Annotated in this window: 13 protein-coding genes; 2 read left to right on the forward strand and 11 right to left on the reverse strand. The window is 52.5% G+C overall.

Features of this window, described 5'->3' with window-relative positions; translation table 11 throughout:
* Positions 1-524: 524 nt before the first annotated feature.
* A complete protein-coding gene (locus DYI20_RS11330) occupies positions 525-749 on the reverse strand; it encodes a hypothetical protein (protein WP_110111064.1) in 225 nt (74 codons plus the stop codon).
* 2 nt (positions 750-751) lie between these two features.
* Between DYI20_RS11330 and DYI20_RS11335 the strand changes: the two genes are divergently transcribed.
* The gene (locus tag DYI20_RS11335; RefSeq protein WP_122549519.1) at positions 752-1,255 is read left to right on the forward strand and encodes a hypothetical protein; all 504 of its coding nucleotides are present in this window, start codon (positions 752-754) and stop codon (positions 1,253-1,255) included.
* A gap of 155 nt (positions 1,256-1,410) precedes the next feature.
* A complete protein-coding gene (locus tag DYI20_RS11340; protein WP_146206315.1) occupies positions 1,411-1,767 on the forward strand; it encodes a hypothetical protein in 357 nt (118 codons plus the stop codon).
* Here the strand turns inward: DYI20_RS11340 and DYI20_RS11345 are convergent, their stop codons facing one another.
* The 10 genes from DYI20_RS11345 to sdhC form a co-directional block, all read right to left on the reverse strand.
* Positions 1,768-2,319 (reverse strand): hypothetical protein, encoded by a 552-nt coding sequence (locus DYI20_RS11345; RefSeq protein ID WP_110099653.1) that lies wholly within the window; start codon positions 2,317-2,319, stop codon positions 1,768-1,770.
* Between the two features lie 469 nt (positions 2,320-2,788).
* Positions 2,789-3,187 (reverse strand): NUDIX hydrolase, encoded by a 399-nt coding sequence (locus tag DYI20_RS11350; protein WP_158524647.1) that lies wholly within the window; start codon positions 3,185-3,187, stop codon positions 2,789-2,791.
* A 38-nt stretch (positions 3,188-3,225) separates the two neighbouring features.
* Complete coding sequence (locus DYI20_RS11355) at positions 3,226-3,765, reverse strand: cob(I)yrinic acid a,c-diamide adenosyltransferase (protein WP_110099651.1); 540 nt, start codon at positions 3,763-3,765, stop codon at positions 3,226-3,228.
* A complete protein-coding gene (locus DYI20_RS11360; protein WP_122549521.1) occupies positions 3,762-4,877 on the reverse strand; it encodes an ABC transporter ATP-binding protein in 1,116 nt (371 codons plus the stop codon). The genes DYI20_RS11355 and DYI20_RS11360 overlap by 4 nt, the downstream gene beginning before the upstream one ends.
* A gap of 19 nt (positions 4,878-4,896) precedes the next feature.
* Positions 4,897-6,354, reverse strand: a complete 1,458-nt coding sequence (locus DYI20_RS11365) for an ABC transporter permease (protein ID WP_146206434.1) — start codon at positions 6,352-6,354, stop codon at positions 4,897-4,899.
* A 263-nt stretch (positions 6,355-6,617) separates the two neighbouring features.
* Positions 6,618-7,700: an ABC transporter substrate-binding protein gene (locus DYI20_RS11370; protein ID WP_166769883.1), complete on the reverse strand. Its 1,083-nt coding sequence runs from the start codon at positions 7,698-7,700 to the stop codon at positions 6,618-6,620.
* 516 nt (positions 7,701-8,216) lie between these two features.
* Positions 8,217-9,008 (reverse strand): succinate dehydrogenase iron-sulfur subunit, encoded by a 792-nt coding sequence (locus DYI20_RS11375; RefSeq protein ID WP_110099647.1) that lies wholly within the window; start codon positions 9,006-9,008, stop codon positions 8,217-8,219.
* Complete coding sequence (sdhA, locus tag DYI20_RS11380) at positions 9,008-10,801, reverse strand: succinate dehydrogenase flavoprotein subunit (RefSeq protein WP_110099646.1); 1,794 nt, start codon at positions 10,799-10,801, stop codon at positions 9,008-9,010. The genes DYI20_RS11375 and sdhA overlap by 1 nt, the downstream gene beginning before the upstream one ends.
* 82 nt (positions 10,802-10,883) lie before the next feature.
* On the reverse strand, positions 10,884-11,387 hold the full coding sequence (locus DYI20_RS11385; RefSeq protein WP_110099645.1) for a succinate dehydrogenase hydrophobic membrane anchor subunit: 504 nt from the start codon (positions 11,385-11,387) through the stop codon (positions 10,884-10,886).
* 1 nt (position 11,388) lies between these two features.
* Positions 11,389-11,808, reverse strand: a complete 420-nt coding sequence (gene sdhC / locus DYI20_RS11390) for a succinate dehydrogenase, cytochrome b556 subunit (protein ID WP_255410766.1) — start codon at positions 11,806-11,808, stop codon at positions 11,389-11,391.
* Between the last annotated feature and the right edge of the window lie 19 nt (positions 11,809-11,827).

An 11,827-nucleotide genomic window follows, 5' to 3' on the forward strand; every position in this document is an offset into this window, starting at 1 on the left:
CGATCCGAGCGAAAAGCTCGTCCAAGGCGCCACTGGCCTTCAACTGCGCAACAACATCAGCCCCACCAGGCTGATCAACACGATCATCTGTCATGGTCATCATCATGTCCTCTCATCGATGACTCTGTACACAAACAATCTGACACCCTCGTCTTTGCCACAGTTCTCAACATAAAACGTTGTTCGAAATCCTCGAACTCCTATGGCGGGTCACCAAGCGGAGAAGTTCTCGGTGACCTGCCTTTGACTAACACTGTCTTTCTCCCAACGCGATCGAAGAGATCGCAGAGGAAGAAACACAGCACCACAGGCGCGCTCCATGCTATGCGTGAGCGGGGCGAGATGGTGGACTGTTCAGGAACGTATCATTGAATGATTTTGCCGCATGTCAAAGCCAGGATCCTCTCTTAGGTGAAGGGTAATCCGCTAATGACACAGCGAGAAAAGGTATTTTCCAAGCGCGACGAAACGAATAAACTATGGTAAGACCAGAGTTTCACAATGTATTTGGAGGGTAGAACGCATCATGTCGTGGCAAAATAATCCTGGCCCGCAGGGTTCCGATCAGCAGGGTCCCCAACCAAATCCAGGTCAGGGCCAACCTTCTGGCTCAGGACAGTGGCAACAGCCTCAACAACCGGGACCATATCAGCAACCGCAACAGCCAGGTTTCCCGCAGGCAGGCCCTGCCGGTCAACGTTTTGGTGCTTCTGGAAGTGCACCCGGTGGTTTTCCGGGTGCAGTGACAAAGATGGAAGAACCTCAGGCATCCAAGATCGCCAAACTATTAGTGTTGGCCTCGGCCGCGGTGATGGTGGTGCATGCCATTTTGCAGATGGTCATCCTGGACGTGCGCGGAATCGTGACTAGCAGTTTTGTTGAAATTGACACCACCGGTACTGGTGTAACAGAGCGAGAGGTCATTGACGGTGCAACGGGTGCCGTTTCCGCATTGGCCTACGGAGTAGCGGCTTTCGTGTTGCTCATCAGCCTCGGTTTGTATGCTCTTGTGTATTTCGGCATGCGCGCCAATAAGAACTGGGCCAGAATCCTCGGTATTATCTTCGCGATTTTGGGAGGTCTGTCCTACCTGGGGACGCTGTTGACAAGCTTTGGCCACGTCGACACGGCCGGGATGATTATCGACCTGCTTGCAGGTCTGTTAGGTACGGCGATTGCGGTGTACTTCCTCGTGCTCGTGTTCCGCAAAGACGTCGCGGACTGGTACCGTGTCCAGTCTTTGCCAAAGTTCTAATCAATACCAGCTCCTCGGGTTCTTGGAGCTGACGTGTGGGCCATGAAGCGATATTTGGCTTGATGGCCCACCGTTTTAACCTGGAACTTGACGTTTGTTGGCACCTGCCGGCAGAAGCCGTGAGCCAGTAGAATAGTGGTCGCAGAGTTTTTCGCGTGAAAGGCCCTACTGTGAGCGACTTCCTGCCAGACAAGCACCCCTACACGACATGGATGCGACGTTACACCTTGGTGCCTGAACTCGCCGAAGAGTTCATCCAATTTTTGATTCACGAAGTCTTCCCAGCTCGCCGTGAATTTGGTTTCGAGCCATTACATGTATGGGTTGACGCCGATCGATCGCAGGTAACCTGGCTTGTTGGTGCAGCGTTGGATTCTCAAGATTTCGCCAGGCTGGAGGAGAACTGGGAAAACTCGGAGATCCGGGCCGATGTTTTTGACGGCAAACCCGCATACGTTGTAGCCAAAGACCTCCGTGAGGTTCAATCGGTGCCCATTGGCCCAGAGATCTAGTTAGTCCTCCTGTGGCGTCCGTGCCTGGGCGCGTGCCCGTTTTGAAGCCAAGCTCCTCACCAGCTCGGTTGCTGTGGCCATTGCGGCCATCCCTGCCATGACTCGGCGGGGTTTAGACAGACCCAACCGGAAGAGGCCGTAGCTGACCTTCCGATCCAGGCTCAGGAGCGGTCGGCGTGCCACCAAGGTAATCGTCGATGCCAACGCTCCGGCCACCCATGCTGGGACAACGGCCCGGGGCGCTTTTGGGTGATGCCTACGCAGACTGTCGAAGTCTGCGGTGTCGTAATAGTCCTGGGCAAATTCTTTGGCCAGATTGTCGTTGGCCGTTTGGATTGCGTGCGCCGTGGTCAAGCCCACAAGTGCACAGGTGGCGCCCCAGTACACCCATGACTTCAGGAAGGAGAGCTGATGTGGGTTAATAAGCGTGAGAGCAATACTAGTGGCGTTGAGGCCGACAGAGGTGAGATCGTTGTAGTCCGCATAGGAAATTAAGGTCTGTGGGGGTGCTTCAGCGTATGCTTGCTGCGGGCTTTTTGGGGTATGCGTCATCACACATCCGGTTCCGTCTACCAGGCGAACGCGCTGATCAGAGCATGCTAGTTGTACTCTTTTGTAATACTTATAGTTGATTTTACAATTGTCAAATAAAAGTAATGGATCTAAATAGGGTGTATCTTGAATCACGAAGTGTTCAGTGTATCGAACTGATTTAAATTAGGTTGCTCGTGCTGACTGCTTCAAAATGCCCTCGGTCGCAACCATGTGAGTGGCTACCTTACAGAATAACCTTTGAGGAACAATTCAGTGCCACCTAGGGTTCAAGATAAGAGGTTAGATGAAACGTTAAATATGCGAATGCCCATGTGTGGCAGAGTGGGACGACTGATATGTACGTGACGCGTTTGGGTAGAAATCAATTCTGTATGCCGATGCTCACTGTGCAATAAACACTAGCGCTTAACAGTGTTGGTTCAGATCCTGTGGCCTGGAATACAACACTCAGGGGCTCGTTGGTGCATTATTTGGTGTGAGCAATTTCTTCTAAATACTGCTGGAGTAGTTCACGGTCCTGAACGTGAGTTAAGGTTTTAAACGCTATAGGTGCGGTTACCCACTGAATTTGGTCGATTTCGTCGTTGGCGACAAAGGTGCCTTCTTCGGCCACGGACATCACCCAGTAATGGACTTCTTTATTTGGATACTTCTTGGTTCCTAAATCGTGCCGAGGAATGCAAACACATGCCGTTTCTTCATGTACTTCTCTTAGGGCAGTTTGGAGAATATCTTCACCAGGATCTTGTTTTCCCTTAGGAAAAGACCAGTCGGAATATCTAGGCCGGTGTACTAAAAGATAGTGGAGTTCACCATTGATATCTCGTGCAACCAACCCTCCTGCGGCGATAATGGTATGATTCAATCGATCAATCCTTCTCTAAAGATGGCTGAAAAGCATGGTTATGTGAGATCTAATATTCCCTTCACGCCACCATCTTTTTCTTTTACAAATAACGTTACTGAATCTGCGGCCTCGATGATCTTTGTGGTTGCGTATCGTCCTGTCATGATGATGTTTGTTTCGGAAGACCTCACACCAATGGCTTCCGTGACTGCGTTTTCCGAGAGCCAACCGTGGGATACCGCATTTGTGATTTCATCTAGCACTACAAGTTTCTTTCCTGGACGTCCAATCTCTTCTTTGGCTGTTACCAGCGCTGTTTGAGCTAGAGATCGAGGATCTTTTGCACCCCACGTTAACGTTCTTGAAAATGTCAGCCATCGAATGCCTAGTATTTTTGCTCCAGAGGATTCTGCTAAATTCCAGGGGACACCCTTAATAAATTGGATGACGATGGTGTCCTGCCCTTGTCCTACCGACCTAAGGGCGTAACCGAAAGCTGCGGTACTTTTGCCCCATCCTTCGCCGTAAAAAAGCATAACTATGCCTGGCGATTCGGACCTTAGACTAGCATTAATTGTTGGTTGGTTTTCGTTCATGACATATTTCCGAAAAACACTGCGCCACTAGCTTCTATGTTTGCGCTGACTGATTGCCCAACGTCAAAGTTGCTTGTGCTTGTAGCGATAAGATCACGTTGGTCATGCAGGCGTACGCGAATACGGTATTGGCGACCCTCAAAATTGCAACTTACAACTGTACCGGCAATTCCATCTGAGTTTTCAGACAGAGTGACTGCATCAGGATGGATGTATGCAACCGGTTCGTCTGATCGTCCAGCACCGTCCTCGCCTGGACCGCACCATCGCCCTACTATTTCCTTATCGTTTAGAAGTGCGGTGGAGGAGGACATGGGGGATGTAGAGATGTCTAGTCGGTCAAGTTCTAGACGGGTCGTGAAGCCTGTTATATTCGCTACCCAGCCGCTGGCTGGGGCGGTAAATAACTCCTCTGGTTTGGCAAGTTGGACCCTTTCGCCTTCGTGTAGTACAAGGATTTTGTCCGCGAGGCTGAGTGCTTCCGTAATGTCGTGTGTAACGTAGAGTACCGTCGTGTCGATTACTGAGAAGAGTTGCTTTAGTTCCTCTCGCATTTCGTCTCGTAAGGAGGCATCGAGATTCGATAAAGGTTCGTCGAATAATAATAAACTCGGCCGTGTTGCAAGTGCGCGAGCTATAGAAACACGTTGTTGTTGGCCTCCAGATAACTCCCCTGGTTTTCTGTTCTCTAATCCTGAGAGTTGTAGCATTTCCATAAGCTCTGCAACTCTTCGAGTACGGAGTTGAGAGTCTGTTTTGTTTCGACCGTATTTTAGTCCATATCCGATAGTTTGCCTGACGTTATAGTGTGGCCACAAAGCGTAGTCTTGGAACACCATGCCAAGCCCTCGCCGTTCGGTTGGTACTTGGCGGGCAGGCGAAGATATCGTCTCGCCAGCCATTGATATGGTTCCCGCCGCCGGTCGCAAAGATCCCGCGACAATTTTCAATAAAGTGGACTTTCCACATCCTGATGGACCGAGAACTGCGAGCGTTGTGCCTTTTCCGACTTTCAGGGAAATGTTATGCAGTGCCCAGTCGTCGGTGCCATATTTAGCGCCTATACCATCAAGACGGAGACCTTCAGTAGGGTAATCACTGCTAGACGTCATCGCTGACCCCTTCCATGTTCTATTTCTGACGCATGAGTCTCTTGCCGACTATTTGGGAAAAGGCGACCAATATGATCATTAGGACCATACTGATCATCGCCCCTGCTGTTGCGTATCCGTACTCACCTTTTTCGTACTCGGCGAGAATCTCAACCGGGAGTGTGTCGAAGGAGGGCGGCGCAAGCATCGTTGCGCCTGCGAGGTCAAAAACGCTTGCAGCAAGAACTGCCGCAAATGCTGAAATCACAGCAGGACCTACCAGAGGTAGCAGGATTGACCTAATTCTCCGAAAGAAACCCACACCTGTAACACTTGCAGCGGTCACTAAATATTCTGATACTTGACCAAGCGCACCCATCTGCAATCTGACTGCTATAGGTAGTGCTGCCGCGACCCCAGAGAAAACGAGGAGCACCGGAGTTCCGTATAAATCTAAATTAATTGTATTTAGAGCTGGCTGATTCCAGACGAAAATATACCCCACGGCCAACACGATGCCGGGGACTGCTAAGCTTACCGTTCCGGCCAGATCTAACAACTTGTTGCCCGCAAAATTCGTGAAGGTCATCGAAATCGCCATCATGAGGCCGAGAAGAGTAGTTAAGAGGGCAACCACGACAGCGATAATTACTGAATTTCGAATCCCGTTCATCAAATTGGACCCCATTTCTAATGCCTGCTCGTAGTGGGCAAGCGTTAGATTGCTTATTGTGAATCCGTCTGCCAGTCGCTCGGACAGCGATACCTGAAGGGATGAACCGATTGGTATCCCAAGCGTTACAATAAAAGCAACTATCGAAATTAGGCTATATAGTCCTGAGATCCTGCTTTGTCTCTTTGTATTTTGAACCGAGCTCCCGGAGAGAAAACTGAAGGAGGAGCTCCTCAAGATTCTTAAGTATATGAATATCGCAATGGCAACGATTATTACTAAATAGAGGGATAAAACGCCTCCAAGTGCAAAGTTTACTGGACTTTGGCGCACGGACGCGTATATCGAATAGGGGAGAGTCGGAAAATTGTATTGAGACGATATGGCAGCAGGAAGACCAAAATCACCCAGCGTCTCTACGAAGACAAGCAACGCTCCGGATATCACTGCGGGGGCTAACAAGGGGAGGCGAAGGGTCCAGAAAACGGTCCAGGGGGATACCCCGAGCGAAGCGGCAGCTTCCCAGAGAGATGAGGTGTTCCAGTTTAGCGCAGCTGAAGTCGCCAGGTAAGACAACGGGAAATTGGTGAGTGCCATGACCGCAATTATCCCACCCGTGCTAAAAACTAATTGCGATACGTCGATTCCAAAAGTGTTTAGGGCAACTCCGCTTGGAGAAGCAAACATCACCCAGCCCTGGGCAATAATAAAGGATGGGCTGACAAGCAGAATCCAGACACATGCATCTATCAAGCTGGCAAATCGGAATTCCTTCGTGTGTCGTATGTAGGCGAGGGACATACCGATTAGGGTGCCTATGACCATGGAACCTGTGGCAAGCGTCAAGGAATTGAATAAACTCGCTTGCCAAAGCGGTCGTTCAAATATTTCTAGCAGAAGTTGTGGCTCGATCTGCCAGTCCCTTGTTAATCCCAATCCCGGGGCAAAGCCTTGTGCTATTACGAATAAGAGTGGTAGGCCGATCAAGACAAAGCAAATCGAGACCAGGATCCAACCAGCAGTCCGCGAACTATCGAGTGTTTTCAAAGTTGAACGTTCTGACCTTTGTGGTAGGAGGGATCTATCTCTTACTGAAGCTGCATATTGGCGAACCAGTCTTTTATCTCGGCTTCGTTTTCAGCGGCGAATTCAGCATCGGTGCTTTGGATATTTGGGTCTTCGGGTCGCGCGTCGGGCAGGCTGGATTGGTCTACGCCCTTCACATACGGCGTGATGATTCCATCGTCTTCACCCTCTTCCATCAAGTAGGTCATGTTGTCTGAATCCAGCATCCAATCGATGAGTGCGGCAGCCGCGCACGGTCGTGGAGTGTTAGCGCTAATCGCGGCTGCCCGGACTACTCCGGGTGATCCTTCGTCAGACCACACGATTTCGATCGGTTCCCCAGACTCCATAAATTCGTATGCGTGTTGCTCTTGGAGGATGGCGGTTTTCACCCCGCCCGTTGCCAATGCGGTCGCCACTGGGCCATTCTTGTCGTACAGGTTTAGCCCATTCTGATTTATCGTACTGAAATATTCCTCGGCTTCTTCTGTTCCGAGCTCTTGAAAAATCCAAGAAACGATGGGGTATGCCGGTGCTGCGACTGCCGGATCAGCGATGCCAACTGGCGCGTATTCAGGTTTAGTCAAGTCTTCCCAAGTTTCAGGGGCGTCACTTTCTTCAAACTCTTCAGTATTGTAAGCGATCACCCCAGCGGCGTGCTCGGAAATCGGGATCCACGCTCCATCTTCTGGAAGTAAATCTTGTGCCTCCTCTTCAAGATTATTCAGATTTCCTACAGGTGGGTTTTCGAGGAAATAACCTTGCTGACGCAACGATTCCAAACTGCCGTGGCCGTCAAGGAGCACTACATCCCATTGAGGATTGTTGGCCTCTGCTGAGATACGCGCGAGTACCTCTCCGCCGCCTAAATCGGCAATATCCGTTTCGATGCCTGTATCCGCTGTGAATTCATCCGTCAGGGTTGGTCCCCAAGGGTTCATATACACCCTAAGACTGCCTTCTTCAGTGGAACATTCTTCGGCATCTAGGGCTGGAGCTGAAGCAGCTTCTTGCTCAGCATCATTTGAGGCAGGCCCACATCCCGCGAGTGACAGCGTTACGGTGATGGCCAAGCCGCCCACAAAAACCTTCCCTGCGTTGTTCATTAAGACTACAAGCCTTCCTGTCCAATTGATGTCCCTATTATTCATTAGCTTGTCTCGGATGGCGAAGCGTCACATCAAAAAGTGCTTACTAAGCCTCGTACGTGTCCATGCTAAGTGGAGGTGTTGCACTGAGTATTTATTGTGTAACAACACGGTGAACAATCGAGGTAAATTGCCGTCAAATTTTCCGAGTGATATTTACGTGTATTCCATCAAGAGTTTTCTATTAGATACTCTAAATTTACTGGAGGGACACTTTTCGGTAGATATGGCAGAAGCAGGCGAGGTGTGTGGGCAGATGAGCCTGAAGGAAGAGAATTTAGTACGCACTTGTCTGGTGTAAACGACGCTGTCTCCCCTGCGGTGAATGCGGGCGACCAGTAGATTTATGTAGCTGTCGGAACTAGGTTCGATTAGGTTGTCACCTATGTAAGTTGCGGGATAAAAAGTCTTGGCCCGGGGCGAGTGCGCGACGTGCGTACTCACCCCGGGCCAAGGGCCAAGTTTACTGGAGTGTTAGAAGCTACGGGCCAAGATAGCCTGCTTGACTTCAGCGATAGCCTTGGTCACCTGAATACCGCGGGGGCATGCCTCGGTGCAGTTGAAGGTGGTGCGGCACCGCCATACGCCCTCTTTATCGTTGAGGATTTCCAGGCGCATGTCGCCGGCATCGTCACGGGAGTCGAAGATGAAGCGGTGAGCGTTCACGATCGCCGCCGGACCGAAGTACTGGCCATCGGTCCAGAAAATTGGGCACGAGGAGGTGCATGCTGCGCACAGAATGCACTTGGTGGTGTCATCGAACCGTTCGCGCTCAGCAGCGGACTGGATCCGCTCCCGAGTCGGCTCCTGATTGTCGTTGGACACCAGGAACGGCATGATTTCGCGGTAGGACTGGAAGAAGGGCTCCATGTCCACGATCAGGTCTTTCTCGCACGGCAGACCCTTGATCGGCTCGACGGTGATCGGCTTGGTGTGGTCAAGATCCTTCAGCAGGGTTTTGCAGGCCAAGCGGTTGCGTCCGTTGATGCGCATCGCATCGGAACCGCACACACCGTGAGCGCAGGAACGACGGAAGGACAGAGTACCGTCGTGTTCCCACTTGATCTTGTGCAGGGCATCCAGCACACGGTCAGTGGGGTACATTTCCAGTTGCCAGGTATCCCAGTAGGCATCTTCCTGGAACTCGGGGAGGTAACGACGTACCTGAACGGTGACGGTCAGGGTTTCCAGTTCTCCGGCGCCACCCTGATCGCCGAGGTCAATCTGTGATGCCGGCTCGGCCGGTTCAGCATATGTTGCAGTCATCAGTACTTACGCTCCATCGGTTCGTATCGGGTTTGGACGACGGGTTTGGTCTCGAAGCGGATACCTCTAATGCCTTCGGTTTCCGATTCGGAGTCGCGGTAGAGCATGGTGTGCTTCATCCACTTTTCGTCATCACGATCGGGGAAGTCCTCGCGGTAGTGACCACCGCGGGACTCTTGACGGTGCAAAGCGGCAACGGTCATTGCCTCAGCGATATCGAGCAAGTAGCCCAGCTCCAGCCCTTCGAGCAGGTCAAGGTTGAAACGACGACCCTTATCCTGGACCGAAACGTTTTCGTACCGCTGACGCAGGTCGCCGATCTCGTCCAGGGCGCGACGGATCGATTCTTCGGTGCGGAACACCTGCACGTCGGCGTCCATGACTTCCTGCAGGCGGGCACGCAGGTCAGCGACCTTCTCGTTGCCGGTCGCCGAGCGCAATTTCTCGATCTCGTCGACCACGAAGGATTCGCCGTTTTCAGGAAGTTCTACCCACTCAGCATCTTCGGCATAGCGAGCAGCGTCAATGCCAGCGCGACGACCGAAGACGTTGATGTCGAGCAAAGAGTTGGTGCCCAGACGGTTCGAGCCGTGCACGGAGACGCACGCAACCTCTCCGGCAGCGTAGAGGCCGGGAACAACGGTGTCGTTGTCCTGCAGTACTTGGGCATCAATGGTGGTTGGAATACCGCCCATGAAGTAGTGACAGGTCGGGAACACCGGAACCGGTTCGTAATAGGGCTCCACGCCCAGGTACGTGCGGGCGAACTCGGTAATGTCAGGAAGCTTGGCGTCAATGTGGGCCGGCTCGAGGTGGGTAAGGTCCAATAGGACGTAGTCCTTATTCGGGCCACAACCGCGCCCCTCACGCACCTCGTTGGCCATGGAACGAGCCACAATGTCACGTGGTGCGAGGTCCTTAATGGTCGGTGCGTAGCGCTCCATGAAACGCTCGCCCTCAGAGTTACGAAGAATACCGCCCTCACCGCGCGCGGCTTCAGAGAGCAAAATACCCAAGCCAGCCAGACCGGTGGGGTGGAACTGCACGAATTCCATGTCTTCCAGTGGCAGGCCGTGGCGGTAGGCGATTGCCATACCATCACCCGTCAGGGTGTGGGCGTTGGAGGTGGTCTTGAAAACCTTGCCGGCACCACCGGTAGCGAAGACAACAGACTTGGCCTGGAAAATGTGGATCTCTCCGGAGGCCAAATCATAGGAAACAACGCCAGCCACGCGCTTCTGTGTGTAAGGCGTGCCGTCTTCGCGGGTGGCTTCTTCATCAACCAGCAACAGGTCCAGCACATAGTATTCGTTGAAGAATTCCACGTTGTGCTTCACACAGTTCTGATACAGCGTCTGCAGAATCATGTGACCGGTACGGTCTGCAGCGTAGCAAGACCGTCGCACCGGGGACTTTCCGTGTTCGCGAGTGTGACCGCCGAAGCGTCGCTGGTCGATTTTGCCTTCCGGGGTGCGGTTGAAGGGCAACCCCATCTTCTCAAGGTCGAGCACCGCATCGATGGCTTCTTTAGCCATGATCTCCGCGGCGTCCTGGTCCACGAGGTAGTCGCCACCCTTAATGGTGTCGAAGGTGTGCCACTCCCAGTTATCTTCTTCAACGTTGGCTAGCGCCGCACACATACCACCCTGGGCAGCACCGGTGTGAGACCGGGTGGGGTAAAGCTTGGTCAGTACGGCGGTGCGGGTGCGTTGGCCGGCTTCAATAGCTGCACGCATCCCCGCGCCACCGGCACCAACGATGACAACATCGTATTTATGTACCTGAACCTGCATCTGGTGGAATCTTCTTTCTGTTAGGTCATCGAGTGGCTCGGAGTGATTCGGTGGGTCCGAGCGTTACGGAAAGATCCGGTCTTTAGCCGAATTGCGGCATGGAATAGCAGAAGCTCGGCGAACGGTCGAGCAGGTTGCCTGCGTCATCGACCATGCAGGGCTCAAAGGTGAAGATCACCAGGGTGCCCAAGACGATGATGGCGACCGAAGCCAAGTACAGAGCCATCTTCAACCAGAAACGGGTGCGGTCTGAACTGGTGTAGTCCTCAATGATTGTAGCCACACCAAACGTCCCGTGGATCATGGCCAACCAGAGCATGACGAGGTCCCAGATCTGCCACAACGGGTTTGCCCACTTGCCGGCAACGAGACCAAAGTCAATCCCGTGCACACCGTCACCAATCATCAAGTTGGAAAACAGGTGAACAAAAATCAGCACCAGCAGGATGGGGCCTGAAATGCGCATAAACAGCCATTTCAGCATTTCCTTGCTGGTATTCGAGCTGGAAGATTTCCGAGTGAATTTCGGGTCAATGGCACCGGTGCGCGGTGCTGCGATATTGGTTTCTTCGGTAGTAACGCTCATCCTAGACCCCCGCAAACGCTAACATCAGGTGGCGAACGGTGAAACCACCGACCACGACGACCCAGGCAATCAACACGATCCACAGCATGGTTTGGTGGTGTTTGGTGCCCTTTTTCCAGAAGTCCACCAGCACCAGACGAATGCCGTTGAAGGCGTGAAAGACGATGCAGGCCACCAGCCCGACTTCGCCGATGGCCATCAGTGGATTCTTATACGTGCCGATCACTGCATCGTAGGCTTCCGGAGAAACCCGCACGAGTGCGGTATCGAGCACGTGGACCAAAAGGAATAGGAAGATGACGACACCGGTGATTCGGTGGGCCACCCAGGACCACATTCCTGCTTTACCGCGATAAAGCGTGCCCCTGCCGGATTTTCGAGTGGTTTCGGCAGAGGTGTCCGCGGTTGTCACAGTAGACACTTTGTAACCTCCCAAGGAT

The sequence above is a fragment of the Auritidibacter ignavus genome, from assembly GCF_003703835.1.
Taxonomy (GTDB): Bacteria; Actinomycetota; Actinomycetes; order Actinomycetales; family Micrococcaceae; genus Auritidibacter; species Auritidibacter ignavus.

Bases quoted from the DNA above. Each gene is read 5' to 3' on its own strand.
- DYI20_RS11370 (WP_166769883.1), bottom strand. From the start codon at position 7,700: ATGAACAACGCAGGGAAGGTTTTTGTGGGCGGCTTGGCCATCACCGTA.
- DYI20_RS11385 (WP_110099645.1), bottom strand. From the start codon at position 11,387: ATGAGCGTTACTACCGAAGAAACCAATATCGCAGCACCGCGCACCGGT.
- DYI20_RS11355 (WP_110099651.1), bottom strand. From the start codon at position 3,765: ATGAACGAAAACCAACCAACAATTAATGCTAGTCTAAGGTCCGAATCG.
- sdhA (WP_110099646.1), bottom strand. From the start codon at position 10,801: ATGCAGGTTCAGGTACATAAATACGATGTTGTCATCGTTGGTGCCGGT.
- DYI20_RS11345 (WP_110099653.1), bottom strand. From the start codon at position 2,319: ATGACGCATACCCCAAAAAGCCCGCAGCAAGCATACGCTGAAGCACCC.
- DYI20_RS11335 (WP_122549519.1), top strand. From the start codon at position 752: ATGGAAGAACCTCAGGCATCCAAGATCGCCAAACTATTAGTGTTGGCC.
- DYI20_RS11365 (WP_146206434.1), bottom strand. From the start codon at position 6,354: ATGGTCATAGGCACCCTAATCGGTATGTCCCTCGCCTACATACGACAC.
- DYI20_RS11375 (WP_110099647.1), bottom strand. From the start codon at position 9,008: ATGACTGCAACATATGCTGAACCGGCCGAGCCGGCATCACAGATTGAC.
- DYI20_RS11360 (WP_122549521.1), bottom strand. From the start codon at position 4,877: ATGACGTCTAGCAGTGATTACCCTACTGAAGGTCTCCGTCTTGATGGT.